The 14526-nt window shown below is 61.0% G+C and carries 13 protein-coding genes; 5 read left to right on the top strand and 8 right to left on the bottom strand.

Going from position 1 to position 14526, the window contains the following annotated elements; translation table 11 throughout:
- Nucleotides 1-14: 14 nt before the first annotated feature.
- The 5 genes from ICI42_RS10905 to uxaC form a co-directional block, all read right to left on the bottom strand.
- The gene (locus ICI42_RS10905) at nt 15-776 is read right to left on the bottom strand and encodes a FadR/GntR family transcriptional regulator (RefSeq protein ID WP_188164604.1); all 762 of its coding nucleotides are present in this window, start codon (nt 774-776) and stop codon (nt 15-17) included.
- Between the two features lie 10 nt (nt 777-786).
- Complete coding sequence (locus tag ICI42_RS10910) at nt 787-2067, bottom strand: TRAP transporter large permease (RefSeq protein ID WP_188164605.1); 1281 nt, start codon at nt 2065-2067, stop codon at nt 787-789.
- Nucleotides 2068-2070: 3 nt separating this feature from the next.
- Entirely contained in the window at nt 2071-2661 is a 591-nt protein-coding gene (locus ICI42_RS10915) for a TRAP transporter small permease (RefSeq protein WP_188164606.1), read from the bottom strand.
- A gap of 137 nt (nt 2662-2798) precedes the next feature.
- On the bottom strand, nt 2799-3776 hold the full coding sequence (locus ICI42_RS10920; protein WP_188164607.1) for a TRAP transporter substrate-binding protein: 978 nt from the start codon (nt 3774-3776) through the stop codon (nt 2799-2801).
- Nucleotides 3777-3811: 35 nt separating this feature from the next.
- The gene (gene uxaC / locus ICI42_RS10925; protein WP_188164608.1) at nt 3812-5221 is read right to left on the bottom strand and encodes a glucuronate isomerase; all 1410 of its coding nucleotides are present in this window, start codon (nt 5219-5221) and stop codon (nt 3812-3814) included.
- 145 nt (nt 5222-5366) lie between these two features.
- Between uxaC and ICI42_RS10930 the strand changes: the two genes are divergently transcribed.
- Together ICI42_RS10930 and uxuA are read left to right on the top strand one after the other, a co-directional pair.
- Nucleotides 5367-6842 (top strand): mannitol dehydrogenase family protein, encoded by a 1476-nt coding sequence (locus ICI42_RS10930; RefSeq protein ID WP_188164609.1) that lies wholly within the window; start codon nt 5367-5369, stop codon nt 6840-6842.
- Nucleotides 6839-8017: a mannonate dehydratase gene (gene uxuA, locus ICI42_RS10935; RefSeq protein ID WP_188164610.1), complete on the top strand. Its 1179-nt coding sequence runs from the start codon at nt 6839-6841 to the stop codon at nt 8015-8017. The genes ICI42_RS10930 and uxuA overlap by 4 nt, the downstream gene beginning before the upstream one ends.
- A gap of 46 nt (nt 8018-8063) precedes the next feature.
- Here the strand turns inward: uxuA and ICI42_RS10940 are convergent, their stop codons facing one another.
- Nucleotides 8064-8873 (bottom strand): endonuclease/exonuclease/phosphatase family protein, encoded by an 810-nt coding sequence (locus ICI42_RS10940; protein ID WP_188164611.1) that lies wholly within the window; start codon nt 8871-8873, stop codon nt 8064-8066.
- 88 nt (nt 8874-8961) lie between these two features.
- Entirely contained in the window at nt 8962-10422 is a 1461-nt protein-coding gene (locus ICI42_RS10945) for a phospholipase D-like domain-containing protein (RefSeq protein ID WP_188164612.1), read from the bottom strand.
- A 233-nt stretch (nt 10423-10655) separates the two neighbouring features.
- On the opposite strand from ICI42_RS10945, the gene ICI42_RS10950 reads away from it, so the two are divergent.
- The 3 genes from ICI42_RS10950 (at nt 10656) to ICI42_RS10960 (ending at nt 13724) form a co-directional block, all read left to right on the top strand.
- Nucleotides 10656-11942 (top strand): PQQ-dependent sugar dehydrogenase, encoded by a 1287-nt coding sequence (locus tag ICI42_RS10950; RefSeq protein ID WP_188165048.1) that lies wholly within the window; start codon nt 10656-10658, stop codon nt 11940-11942.
- A 33-nt stretch (nt 11943-11975) separates the two neighbouring features.
- Complete coding sequence (locus ICI42_RS10955; protein WP_188164613.1) at nt 11976-13064, top strand: calcium:proton antiporter; 1089 nt, start codon at nt 11976-11978, stop codon at nt 13062-13064.
- A 66-nt stretch (nt 13065-13130) separates the two neighbouring features.
- Nucleotides 13131-13724 carry a DUF922 domain-containing Zn-dependent protease gene (locus ICI42_RS10960; RefSeq protein ID WP_188164614.1) on the top strand — a complete coding sequence of 198 codons (594 nt, stop codon included), beginning with the start codon at nt 13131-13133 and terminating at the stop codon, nt 13722-13724.
- A gap of 2 nt (nt 13725-13726) precedes the next feature.
- Here ICI42_RS10960 and ICI42_RS10965 read toward each other — a convergent pair whose 3' ends face one another.
- Nucleotides 13727-14341: a glutathione S-transferase family protein gene (locus ICI42_RS10965; RefSeq protein WP_188164615.1), complete on the bottom strand. Its 615-nt coding sequence runs from the start codon at nt 14339-14341 to the stop codon at nt 13727-13729.
- Nucleotides 14342-14526 lie beyond the last annotated feature (185 nt).

Genomic DNA, 14526 nt, shown 5'->3' on the forward strand with positions numbered 1-14526 from the left:
TGATTTTGACCGGCTTAGCCGGGCCTGATGACAGCCAGATATTCTTCGTAGCGGCCATTGAGCCGCTCCCGGTATCTTTGTTGGCTGGCGGAAAGATGAGCCCGCATGGCGTCGCGCGCCGCATCCGGGTTACCTTGCGAAATTGCCTGCATGATAAGGAGGTGCTCGCGCTGTAACCCCTGCTGATAGTCACGTGTCAGCACGCTGTCGGTCCCCCAAGGAGATGTCACGTCGCAAGGGATCGTGCGGGTTCCCAGCGCATCCAGAACCTCGACGTAGAACGGATTGTTAGTGGCTGCGGCGATGGCGCGGTGAAAATCGAAATCGGTCTTGCCGGTGGGCTGGCCGATTTCAAGCAGGTTTTCGAATTCGAAGAACGCTTCCTGGATTTTGGCTTCCTGTGCGCCGTTGCGGCGCGCGGCGGCGAGCCCTGCGCTCTCAATCTCGATGCCCATGCGCACTTCGAGCACATTGAGCGCATTGGAGATCGTCGTGCTGCTTTCGCTGCTGATGCTGAAGAAGGCCTGCGCCGGGCGTTCGATCGCAAACACCCCCGCACCTTGCTTGGCTTCCACCAGGCCGTCGGCCGCCAATGTGGCCAGAGCCTCGCGGACGACCGTTCGTGAAACCCCGAACGTCTCGGTCAGTTGACCCTCAGTGGGCAACTTCTGGCCCGGGGCGAATTGCCCGGCCAGAATCTGCTCGCGAAGCGTGGCGATCACCCGTTCCGACAGTTTGGGCTTTCGTTCCACGCGAAAGCCGGTGATCTCCGACATGGTATCGTCCTTACTTGAACACGCTAGGAAGCCAGAGCGAGATGGCGGGGACGTAGGTGACTAGCAGGAGAACCATGATGCCTGCGCCATAGAATGGCCAGATCGAGCGCATCGCCTGCCAGACCGTGATCTTGCCGACCGCGCAGGCCACGAACTGCACCGCGCCGACGGGCGGCGTGTTCAAGCCAATGCCGTAGTTGAGGATCATGATGACGCCGAAATGGACGGGATCGATGCCATAGGACTGCGCAATCGGCAAAAAGATCGGCGTGGTGATGATGATCGTCGGCCCCATGTCCATGAAGGTGCCGAGCAGCAGCATGATTACGTTCAACAAAAGCAGGATGACGATCGGGTTTTCCGACAGCGTGTTCATCCAGGCGACCAGCGAGGTCGGAACCTTGAGGAACGCCATCAGCCAGGAGAAGGCCGCCGCCGTGCCGATGATCAGGAGCACCATCGCGGTGGTCCGCACGGCGCCCATGGTGGCATGGACGAAGTCGCTCCAGTTGAGCTGGCGGTAAACGAAGATAGTCACCAGCAGCGCGTAGATGACGGCGATGCAGGAGCTTTCCGTGGCGGTGAAGATGCCCGAGCGTACGCCGCCGAAGATGATGGCGATCAAAAGAAGGCCAGGAAGAGCGACCGCCAGAAGGTGGGCGACCATCAGGAAGCCCGGAAAGGGCTCCGTTGGATAGCCGCGCTTGCGGGCCACGAAATAGGCTGTCACCATCAGGGATGCCGCGAGCAGGATGCCGGGCAGAATGCCTGCGGTGAACAGATCGGCGATGGAAATCTTTCCGCCCGCCGAGATCGAGTAGATGATCATGTTGTGCGACGGCGGCAGCAACAGCGCGATCAGCGCGGACATCGACGTCACGTTGACAGCATAGTCCGTGCCGTAGCCCCGCGCCTTCATCTGCGGGATCATCAGACCGCCGACAGCCGCCGCCTCAGCGACAGCCGATCCCGAAATGCCGCCGAAGAGGGTGGCGGTGACGATGTTCACCTGTCCGAGGCCGCCCCTCACATGCCCCACCAGCGAGGCGGCGAAAGCAACGATGCGGCTGGCAATGCCGCCCCGCACCATCAAATCGCCAGCATAGATGAAGAAGGGGATGGCGAGCAGAGAAAACACGCTCATGCCGGAGTTAAGCCGTTGGAACACGACCAGCGGCGGCAGCCCCATATAGACGACGGTGGCAAAACTGGCGATGCCGAGACAGAAGGCGACCGGCGTGCCGATCAACATCAGGAGCGTGAACGAGCCGAAAAGTATCCAGAGTTCCATAGGTCAGCCCTTCCTGGCCTGTTCGGCTGCGTCTTCGCGAACCGCTGAAACGTTTTCCAATTCGACGGCGATCTCCGGCGCCACCATTTCATCGAGCGCATCGTCGATAGGCGCTCCGCTTACCCTCAGAACGATGCGTTCCAGCGAGAACAGCATGACGAGAATGCCGCCCCCTACAACCGGCAGGTAGTCCCAGCCACCGGATATGCCCAAGGCGGGAAGCGTGGTGTTCCAGGTCAGCCCGACGAGCTTGCTGCCATACCAGACCATGCCGATGCCGAAGGCCAGGATGACGATGTCGGAGATCATCCGCAGCCATTTCTTGGCCCAGTGCGGCATGACGTAGAGCAGCACGTCGAAACCCATATGATTGTTTTCGCGCACGCCGACAGCGGCGCCGAGAAAGATGAACCAACTCATCAGCATGACGGCGCCCGGTTCGGTCCAACTGGGGGAATCGTTGAGAATGTAGCGGCAGAAGACCTGCCAGGCGACGATGGCGGTCATCACCACCAGGCCGATGCTGGCCAGATACAGTGCGGTGGTGTTGACGCGCGACAGGATGGGCACGCCTAGGGGTGGTTGGGTCGACATCCAAATCTCCTGGCCGTCGGACTTCCGCTGGTCGACGTGGCCTCGCGGACACGAATGAGATGGGCGGGTGACGGCGAGCTCATCCCGCCGTCACCCCGATCTTCCGTTCAAATGATCGCCTAGGCCATTACTGGCGTTTACTTGACGGCCCGTACGTCCTCGACCAGCTTCTGCAAAACCGGATCTTTGACGTGCTTGTCGTAGACCGGCTTCATGGCGTCGATGAAGCCCTGCTTTTCCACGTCGTTGATCTGGGAGCCGAGCTTTTCGGCGTTGGCCCGAGATTCCGTCGTCTTGGCGGCCCACAATTCGCGCTGCTTCGCAACGCTGTCCTTGGCGGCCTGCTTGAAGATTTCCTGGTCTTCCGGTGTCAGAGCGTCGAAGGCAGCCTTGTTCATCACGAACACTTCCGGAAGGATCGTGTGTTCGTCGAGCGAGTAGTATTTAGCCACTTCAACGTGCTTTGCCGTATCGTAGCTGGGGAAGTTGTTTTCAGCTCCGTCGATGACTCCGGTCTCGATCGAGGAATAAACCTCGCCATAAGGCATCGGGGTTGCGTTGGCGCCAAGGGCTGCGGTCATGTCGACGAAGATATCGGACTGGATGACGCGGAACTTGAGGCCCGCCATGTCGGCGACGGTCTTGATAGGCTTCTTGGAGTTGTAGAAGGAGCGTGACCCCGCATCGTAGAAGGCCAGAACGACGAGGCCGACCGGCTCGAAGGCGGCTTTGATCTGGTCGCCGACAGCACCATCCATCACTTTATGCATGTGGTCTTCGGAAGTGAAGATGTAGGGCAGCGCCGGTACGATCGTCTCTTTGACGGTCCCGTTGAACGGGGCCATCGAGACGCGGTTCAGCTCGATGACGCCCGAACGAACCTGCTCGATCGTGTCTTTTTCTTCGCCGAGTTGGGCGGAGTGATAGACATCGACCGAATACCGGCCCTGGGTGCGTTCCTTCAGCAACTCGCCGAAATACTTGACGCCCTCGACCGTCGGATAGCCGTCTGGATGGGTGTCCGACGACTTCAGCACCGTCTGTGCCGAGGCGACGGTGGTAAACAGTGTGGCCGCAAGCAGCGCGCCTGCCAGCTTTTTCGTAAAGTGCATCATCTTGGTTTCCTCCCGTTGAATGACTTCGATTTCAATCAGAGCCGATACGCCTGCTTTGCAAGCGTGTAGGCCAGTTCAGTTGCAAGCTCGTGCGCTTCCTCCTCGCGGATGCGATGCTCGCAAACGAGGCGGGCGAGGAAGGCACAATCGACGCGGCGCGCCACATCGTGGCGAGCCGGAATGGACGGAAAAGCGCGGGTATCGTCGTTGAAGCCGACGGTGTTGTAGAAGCCGGCGGTCTCGGTGGTCATTTCTCGGAAGCGGCGCATCCCTTCCGGGCTGTCGTGGAACCACCAGGCCGGGCCGAGCTTGAGCGCGGGATAAACGCCGGCAAGCGGCGCCAACTCACGCGCATAGCTGGATTCGTCCAGCGTGAACGCAATGACCGTCAGGTCCTTTTCGAGCCCGACTGCATCGAGCAGCGGTTTGAGCGCGCCGACATAGTCCGTGCGGCTGGGGATATCGAAGCCCTTGTCGCGGCCGAATTTCGCCAGAGTTCCGGACGAGTGGTTGCGCCAGGCGCCGGGATGAATCTGCAGCACAAGCCCGTCATCCAGGCTCATCTTGGCCATTTCGGTCAGCATCTGCGCGCGGAACAGCCGGCGTTCGCGCTCGTCTTCCGAACCATTGCGGATGCGGTTGAAAAGTTCTTCCGCCGCGGCGTCCGAAAGGTTCGCTGTCTCGGCCGTGGGATGGCCGTGGTCGGACGAGGTCGCGCCGAATTCCTTGAAGTAAGCCCGGCGGCTGCGATGCGCATCGAGATAACCGGTCCAGAGGCCGGTATCGCAGCCGGTTATGTCGCCAAGCTGATCAAGATTGCCAGCAAAGCCTTCGAAATCGGGATCGACCACTGAATCGGGGCGATAGGCGGTGACGACCCGCCCGCTCCAACCGCTGTCACGGATCTGGCGGTGCCATTTCAGATCGTCGAGGGCGCTTTCAGTGGTGGCAATAGCCTCGATGTTGAAGCGTTCGAACAGCGCGCGGGGCCGATAGGCGTCCTGCTGCAGGCACTCGGCGATGCGATCGTAGATTCGGTCGGCACTTTCGGCTGAGAGCAGTTCCTCGACGCCGAACAGGTTCTGCAGCGTGTAGTCGAACCAGATGCGCGACGGAGTGCCTCGGAAAAGAAAATAGTTCTCAGCGAAGATGCGCCAGATGGCGCGGCCGTCTGTCTGGACCGGCGAGCCGTCCAGTGTCGGCACGCCTAGCGATTCCAAGTCGATGCCCTGACTGAACAGCATACGAAAGACGTAGTGATCGGGAACGATCAGCAGTTGCGCTGGATCAGGGAATAGGTTGTTTTCCGCATACCAGCGCGGATCGGTGTGCCCATGCGGGCTGATAATGGGCAGGTTCTTGACGCTGCTATAGAGATCGCGAGCGACTCCACGGATTGACGGCTCAGCCGGAAAAAGCATGTCGCCGTCGGTCAGTAAAGTCATCGCTTAGAACCCTCCCATCGCGTCGCAATCGGTAAGCAGATCGAGTGATCATGTCAACATACAATTATCAATATGTTGTATGATGATATCAGTTGCGCGTAGCTGAAGTGCGGTGTAGGAACGTCCGCGACAGGGGAGGACACGCGTGACTTCAAGATTATCGGAACAGGCCTTGAATGGTCTTTCGGCAGGGGCGGCGCGCCCTGGCTACGACCGCAAACAGGTTTCCGCTGGCATCGTCCATCTCGGCGTCGGGGCGTTTCACCGTTGCCACCAAGCTGTCTATGTCGATGACTGCATCGCGGCGGGCGAAAAAGGTTGGGGCATCGTCGGCGCATCGCTGCGCAGCGCCGATACCCGCGATGCGCTTCAGCCGCAGGATGGGCTCTATACGCTCGCGGTGCGCGACAGCTCCGGCGAGGATCTGCGCATCATAGGCTCGATGCTGCAGCTTTTGGTCGCTCCGGAAAATCCTTCCGCCCTTCTTGATGCTTTGACCGATCCGGGCGTAAAGATCGTGACGCTGACGGTCACGGAAAAAGCCTATCTGCGGGCGCCGGACGGTGGGCTGGACGGCAATCACCCCGACATCCGTCACGATCTCGAAAATCCGGCCAATCCCAAGACCGTGCATGGCTTTCTGGCCGAGGCGATAGCGCGCCGCAAGGCCGCTGATGTCGCTGCTTTCACCGTGTTGTGCTGCGACAATCTCCCCGCCAACGGCCACACGCTTCGCCGTGTTCTGCTCGACTTCGCCGAGCTGCGCGACGCCGGTCTGGCTGCTTACATCGAACGGAATCTGGCGTTCCCGTCGAGCATGGTCGACCGTATCGTTCCCGCCACCACCGATGCGGATCGCTCCCGGATCAGCGGCATACTGGGCGTCGAGGATGCCTGGCCGGTAATGACCGAGCCCTTCAGGCAATGGGTGGTCGAAGACAATTTCCCCGGCGGCCGCCCCGATTGGGAGCAGTTCGGCGTCGAAATGGTGGCTGATGTCACACCTTTCGAAGATATGAAGCTCAGGCTTCTGAACGGCTCGCACTCGTCCATCGCCTATATCGGCCTGCTTCTTGGTCACCCCACTGTCGATACCGGCTTCGGCGACCCGGCAATCCGGCGCTTTGTCGACGGTCTGTGGGCGGAAGCCGTGCAGACGCTGCCGACCGATGCTGGGCTCGACACCTCCGCCTATACGAAGCGGCTAGCCGAGCGCTATGGCAACACTGCGCTCGCCCATCAGACCAAACAGATCGCGCTTGACGGCAGCCAGAAGCTGCCGCAGCGCATCGTGGCCTCCGCGCTGTCTCGGCTTGCCGCCGGAGGCAGGGCGGACCATCTGGCGCTGACGCCGGCTGCCTGGATTGCTGCCTGCGAGGCGCGCGGAACCACTCTGCCCGCCAACCATTTCACCGATCCGCTCGACGGCGCCTTGGCCGAAATCTTCTCCCGTAAGCTCGATGCGGCAGGCACGGTTTCCGCTGTATTCGATGCAGCCGGTTTCGGTCTCGGCCATGCCAAGCGTAGTGACCTTATGAACCTCGTCACTCAGCACTTGGACACCATCCGGTCCAAAGGCGTGGCGAAGGCCCTTGCCGATCTTGAAGGCACCCGCGCATGAGACAGACCTGGCGTTGGTTCGGACCCGATGATCTGGTCAAGCTCGCCCATGTCCGCCAAGCGGGCGCGGTGGGCATCGTATCGGCCTTGCATCACCTCAATGACGGGCGCGCCTGGCCGCTTGATGAGGTGTTAAAGCGGAAGGCTGTCATTGAGGAAGCCGGCCTTACCTTTGATGTCGTCGAAAGCATCATCGTGCATGAGGACATCAAGACGCGCGGTCCGCGCTGTGCTGAACTGATCGACAACTACAAGGCGTCGATCCGCGCTGTCGCCAAGGCGGGCGTGAAGACGGTCTGCTACAATTTCATGGCGATCACCGACTGGACGCGCACCGATCTCGACTACCCGATGCCGCATGGTGGCACCGCCTTGCGCTTCGATATCGTCGATTTCTGTGCGTATGACGTTCTGGTGCTGAAAAGACCGGGAGCCGAAGACGAACACCCCGCCGAGCGCATCGAAGCCGCCCGGAAGCGCCTTGCGGAGAAGAGCGAGAGTGAGCTTGCCCGGCTCGAGCAGAACCTGATCGGCTGGGTGCCGGCGCGCGAATTCATTTTCGACCGCGACAGCTTCAAGCGCGTGCTCGACACCTATCGTGACCTTAGCGTCGACGGACTGCGCGAAAATCTGTTCGCGCTGCTGAGCGAGATAGCGCCGGTGGCCGAAGAAGAAGGAGTGAAGCTGGCAATTCATCCGGACGATCCGCCGTTCCCGATCTTCGGGCTGCCGCGCATCGTCTCGACGGCGGAAGACGCGCGCAAGATTCTCGCGGCGGAAAGCTCGCCGGCCAACGGGTTGACGCTGTGCACCGGCTCTTTCGGCGCCGGCCAGAGCAACGACCTCGTCGCCATGGCAAAAGAATTCGCGCCGCGTGTGCATTTCGCCCATCTGCGCAACGTTACCAAGGAGCCGGACGGTTCGTTCCACGAGGCTGAGCATCTCGAAGGCGATACCAATATGGTCGCCGTGGTTGCAGCCCTTCTGGCCGAGGAAAAGCGTCGTAAAGCCGAGGGGCGCGCTGACCACGACATCCCGATGCGCCCCGACCATGGCCACGCCATCGTCGACGACATCGGCAAGAAGGTGAACCCGGGATATTCCTGCATCGGCCGGCTCAAAGGCCTGGCGGAACTGCGCGGCATCATCCGCACCATCGAGCATTTCGGGCTCTGACGCGAAGGGTTCCGCCCCGAGTCCCTGAAGCAGGCCGTACTGCCGATCACGCCTCCGGAATGTTGATCAGCGCCTTCAGGGGCAGATGATCGGAGGCCTGCCGCGCCAGCGGTGTGTCATGCGCCTGCAGGGCCGCAACCATGCCCGGCCGGCTTGCCATGATGCGGTCCAGCGCCAACACGGGCAGCGTGGCGGGGAAGGTTGGTATGGCCGGCGGCAGCGGGCCGAACACGCTGCGCAAGGTGTTCAGCGATGAGCGGTTGCCGACGCGCCATTCGTTGAAATCGCCCATCAGCACCGTCGGCCGTTCCTCGCGCTTGCCGATGAGGTCAAGCACCATGCGGGTCTGTTGGCCGCGCGAATGTCTCAACAGGCCGAGATGGGCCGCAATAATGCGAATGGCTGCGCCGCCTTCGAGGTCGAGATCGACCATAACGGCGCCGCGCGGCTCCAGCCCCGGCAGCTTGACCTTATGGACGCCGCCAATGACGCCTTTCTTGAACAGCAGAAGATTGCCATGCCAGCCATGGCTCTGTTCCTTCAGCCCTGCGCGAACAGGCACCAGCCCAGTCTCCAGTTCCAGGCGCGCGAGGTTGAGCAACCCCTCGCGTTCGCCGAAGCGCTTGTCGGCTTCCTGGATGGCGATGATATCGGCGTCGATCTCGCCGATAACCTGTGCAATGCGTTCGGGATCGAATTTGCCGTCTACGCCGACACACTTGTGGACATTGTAGGACGCGACGATGGCCTGGGTTTCCCCGCGGGCCGCCGCATACACCACATCCTCGTCGCGAAAATTGCGCTTGCGGATGGATTCCATGATGCTTGCGGGGAGATTGGGTTTCTTCGCTATCATGCGCGGCGGGACATCCGATCCAAGACGTGTAGGGGCTGAAGGTTACATAGAAAGCGCGGCGTCATCGTCCAGTTGGTTGAGGTGTCGGTCAGAGGTAAGGCGAGCCCAGCCACAGAAACTTATCGACCAGGCGAACCAGAAACGGGCGCGAGCGCAGGCTCTCCAGCGTTACCGCCCGCGAGGTTTCCATCGCCTCGCCGATTCGTCCGTGAATGGAAGAGGCGAAGTCTGCATCGAGAACCTCAAGATCGACTTCGAAATTGAGCCGCAAGGAGCGCGCATCGAGGTTTGACGAGCCGACATAGGCCCAGGTTTCGTCGATGGCGAGCAGCTTGGAGTGGTTGAACGAGCCTTCCGCCCGCCATACCCGGCAGTAATTCTTCAAGACCTGGTCGAACTGTGCTGTCATCGCCCGGTCGACCAGAACAAGATTGTTGGCGGCCGGCACGACGATATCGATCTCCACGCCCTTTCGCCCGGCGGTTATCAGTGCGCTGATCAGTTCGCGGTCCGGCAGGAAGTAGGGCGACATGATCCGGATCGATTTCCGGGCGGTGGAAAACGCGCCGATCAGCATCTTATGGTTGGTTTCCAGGCTCGAATCCGGGCCCGAAGGTACCGCTCGCATCAGGATCGGCGCATCGGGACCCTGTTCCGGGGTCTCGATATGCCAGCTATGGCCGGCCAGGACTTCCTTGGTGGTGAAACGCCAGTCATAGGCGGCGATGGAAAAAAGGTCGGCGACGATTGGCCCGGATAGTTTGAAATGCGTGTCGCGCGCGACATGCTCTGCGGCGAATTCGCTGGTGAAGGCCTCGCGGATGTTCATGCCGCCGGTAAAGGCCGTGCAGCCATCGACGACGATGATCTTGCGGTGGGTGCGCAGATTGGCATAGGGCAGGCGCAGGCCCATGATGATGTTGCCGTTGAACACGGCGGTGCGCACACCTGCCGATTGCAGCGGCCTCAGCACAGACGGCACCGAATAGCGGGCGCCTACTGCGTCGATCAGCACACGCACCTCGATGCCGCGCGAGACAGCGCGGCCGAGCGCATCGACAAGACGCTTGCCGATCCGGTCGTTGTCGAAGATGTAGGTTTCCATCAGCACGCTGCGCTTGGCGGTGTCGATGGCATCGCACATCTTGGCATAGGCCTCGTCGCCGGTCTCCAGCATCTCGATGCTATTGCCGGAGGTGAGCGCGTTGCGCGCGACGCGATCGCCCAGCGTTTTCAGCGCGCTGAACTGTCCGCCATAGCGTTGGTGTACGACGCTGTCGGCGACGTCGTAGAGGATAAGATGCTCCAGCGCGCGATTGCCAAGCACGGAACGTTGCGAATGGATCGAGGCCCGTCGCATGCGGTTGATGCCGGCAAGCGCATAGATCGTCGGTCCCACAAGCGGTGACAGGATCGCCACGCCGACCCAGCCGTTCGCGGCGCGCACGTCTTCCTTGGTCATCGTCGCATGAATGGAAGCGGCAGCGGCGCCGAGGATCGAGATTGCCGCCAGGATGTGCGGCCAATAATTCACCAGGACGTCAAACATTTCCGTGTCGTCCGTCTTCCTTCAATCCCACACCGTCCTGCGGCATCGTGTGCCTTCCCCCAATTCGTAGGCGACAACACTGGATTTCGCCACCGAGCACGATACCTACATGGGAAGGCTTAAATCTTCCACCAATCGATTGTTCGCTGCGGCCCGCAGCGTCGGCCATTTCTGGGATCACCTTTGTGAAAAAACTGCTCTGGGCTGTCATCGCCATCCTCGTGATCGGAACAATGGCCGCCTGCTCGGTCACCTATCTCGCGTCCGAACAGGCAACCGTCCCGATTGAGGCCGGGTATGGTCCACGGCCGACGCTTCCCCCGCCGAACCCGACCCTCATTCCGACCGTAAACATCGCCAAGGCCGGGACCTGGCCACAGGGCCAGACACCGACCCCTGCTCAGGGTTTGGCAGTCAACGAATTCGCCGGCGGTCTCGATCATCCCCGCTGGCTGCATGTGTTACCGAACGGCGATGTGCTGGTCGTAGAAAGCAACAAGCCGCCCAAGACGGACGAGAAATTCAGCCTTCGCGGCTGGGTGCAGGGCATCGTCATGGGTGCAGCCGGAGCCGAGGTGCCCAGCGCCAACCGCATCAGCCTTCTGCGCGATGCGGACGGTGACGGCGTTGCCGAGATGAAGGTGCCGTTCCTGCAGAACCTGAACTCGCCGTTCGGCGTGACGCTGAGCAAGGGTACGCTTTATGTCGCCAACACCGATGCGATCATGGCGTTCCCCTATCAGGATGGGCAGACTGAGATCACGGCGCCAGGCGAGAAGATCGTCGACCTGCCCGGCGGGCCGATCAACCATCACTGGACCAAGGATGTTATCGCCAGCCCCGACGGCACCAAGCTCTATGCCACGGCGGGTTCCAACAGCAATGTCGGCGAAAACGGCATGGATGCGGAGGAGAACCGCGCGGCCGTTCTGGAAATCGATCTGGCGACGCGGAGCATGCGGGTGTTCGCCTCGGGATTGCGCAACCCGAACGGTTTGTCCTGGCAACCCGACAGCGGCGCGCTGTGGGTCGCGGTGAACGAGCGGGACGAGATCGGCAGCGACCTCGTGCCGGATTATATGACCTCGGTGAAGGATGGCGGCTTTTATGGGTGGCCCTACAGCTATTTCGGGCAGCATGTCGACACGCGCGTAACACCGCCGCGTCCCGATCTGGTGCAGAAGGCTATCATGCCCGATTATGCGCTCGGGCCGCATACCGCCTCGCTTGGCCTGACCTTCAACACCGGCATGCTGTTCGGCCCGGAATTCCGCAACGGCGCCTTCATCGGCCAGCATGGTTCGTGGAACCGCAAGCCGCGCAGCGGCTACAAGGTCATTTTCGTTCCATTCGCCAACGGCATGCCATCCGGCGACCCCCGCGATATTCTCACAGGCTTCATCAGCAAGGACGACAAGGCGCTAGGCCGTCCGGTCGGCGTTGCGGTCAACAATGACGGTGCGCTTCTGGTCGCCGACGATGTCGGCAATAAGATCTGGCGCGTCGTACCCGCCCGGTGACATAGTCGGCTTTCGGATACTGGAATAGATCACATGCTGGGTCGCGCGCGAGCGGAATTCCCCCTGTTGCTGGCGGTGGCGATTGGCATCGCCGGGCATTTTTGGGGTGAACGGATCGAAGCCATAGGCACGGTGGCAAACATCGTCTTGGCCGTTGTCATCATCGCGGCAATCATCGGCGTGTCGGTGCGGGTCGCCGCCCATGCCGAAGTGCTGGCGCATCGGGTTGGCGAGCCCTACGGCACGATGATGCTGACCATTTCGGCCGTCGCGGTCGAGGTGCTCATATTGGCCATCATGATCACCCATGCTGTATCGCCGACGCTGGTGCGTGATACGATCTATTCCGCCGTCATGCTTGATATCAACGGCATACTGGGTGTCGCCGCCATCATCGGCGGTTTCAAGCATGGCGAACAAGCCTACAACAGTGATTCGGGCAAGACCTATACCGTGATGATCATCACCGCGATGGGTATTTCCATGGTCGTACCCGAATTCGTGCCGAGGGCCAACTGGCATGCCTACTCGGCCTTCACAATCGTTGCGATGCTGGGGCTCTACGCGCTTTTCCTGAGAAACCAGATCGGGCGCCATTCCTATTTCTTCGACTACTCCTATCCCAGGCAGAAGAAGGCAGAAGCGCCTGAACTGACAGAGGAAACAGGCTCCGTGCCGGTCTCCATCGGATTGCTCTTGTTGGGCATCGTCATCATCGGCGGCCTGACCGAAGTCATGTCGCCGCATCTCAATGCCGGCCTCAGCGATATCGGGGCGCCGCTGGGACTGGTCGCGGTGGCCGTCGCAGCCATTTCGGCGGCGCCCGAAATCCTGACGGCGATGCGTGCGGCACTCGCCAACCGCATGCAGGCGGTCATCAACATCGCGCTGGGTGCGTCCTTGTCCACCGTCATCCTGACAGTGCCGGTGATGGAGGCGATAGCACTCTATACGGGCCAGCCGATGATCATGGCGATGACGCCGGTGCAAACCACCATGGTGCTGGTGACGCTGATCGTGGCGGCGATCAACCTCAATGACGGCGAAACCAACATGATCGAGGGACTGACGCATTTCGTGCTGTTCGCAACCTTCGTCATGCTGACTTTGCTCGGACTGTGATCAGACGCCGCCTTTTCTTCTAGGCCCGAGCCTCATACGGTGCCGGCAAGCGTAGAACCCATCGGAGTGCCTTTGACGATTCGCCACATACTGCTTGTTCTTTTCGCCCTTGTGCCGAGCATTGCCCATGCCGACTGGAAGGCTGTCGAGACGGTTCAGACCTATGCCATTCGCGGAGCATCCGGCATCGAGCTTTACCGCTCCATCGGCGAGAACGGACCCAAGGCGGGGCCTGGCAGGGCCATCGCCTTCACCGACTTCAAGCTGACCTGGCGGCGCAACTACGTGCCGCAGAACGGTGGCTGCACGCTGGTGTCGGCGGTGCCCAATCTCACGCTGATCTATCGTCTACCAAAGCCGTCGGGCACTTTGCCGCCGGCGGTGCGGCAAAGCTGGGAGATTTTCATAGAAGGCGTTCGTCGCCATGAGAAGACGCATGGCGAGATGATCGTCGACATGGTGCGCCAGATCGAGGCCGCCAGCGTCGGCTTTTCGGTGCCTGACGATCCAAAATGCAGCAAGATACGCGAGCAACTGACCCAGAAGCTCGGCCAGCTCTCGCTGGCGCAGCGCCAGAAGAGCCGAGATTTCGACCGCGCCGAGTTGAGCGACGGCGGTGTCGTCCATCAGCTCATCCTCAACCTGGCGAACGGACCGTAGGTTTAAGCGGCGGCTTCCCGCTCCAGCATTCGCTTCACCGCAGGTCGCTCCAGCATCGTGTTGTAGTGGCGCTGGCAGGCGTCCGGCAGCGTGAGGCCGGCGCGGCGCACCGCCCAATGTTCGACATAGAACAGTGCGGCGTCCGCGATGGTGAAATCGCCCAGCGCATAGGGCTGCTTGAGCTGCGGCGCGATGATCTTGAAGCCGTTGCCGAACAGTTCCAGTCCACGGGCCTTGACCGCCTCATGAGTGCTTTCGTCGGGGCTGAAATTGCCAGGCCGTGCGAAGCGGGTGAAGCCCTGCATGTGAACAGTGGCGGTGATATAATCGACCAGTTCCATCACGCGTGCTTGTGCCAGAGCGTCGTCCGGGAGCAGTTTGGCCTCAGGATTGGAGCGTGCGAGATAAAAGGCGATCGCGGGCCATTCCGTCAGCACCTGGCCATTGTCGACCTGCAACGCCGGCACCTTCGACTTCGGGTTGAGCGCTTTATAGGTCTCGCTGTATTGCTGCTGGCTGGCAAAATCGATCTTTTCCTTTTCGTAGGGCTTGCCGATCTCCTCGAGCAGGAGATGGATACCCATCGAACAGGTGTTCGGCATGTAAAAGAGTTTCACGGCTGATCGTCTTTCTCTTGGCGTTTCCCGGCGTCCGGACCTGCGGGACGCTCGGGGACTGTAGGCCGTTGGCATGCGAAAAGGCAATCGCCTGGGCCAATGCCGCAGCATCTCAGCCGTTATGCGGCGCTTCGAAAACCGATCCTTGAAACCGAACGGCAAGCCGGTTAGGTGATGCGGGCAGG

The sequence above is a fragment of the Oryzicola mucosus genome (genome assembly GCF_014534685.1).
Lineage (GTDB): Bacteria > Pseudomonadota > Alphaproteobacteria > Rhizobiales > Rhizobiaceae > Oryzicola > Oryzicola mucosus.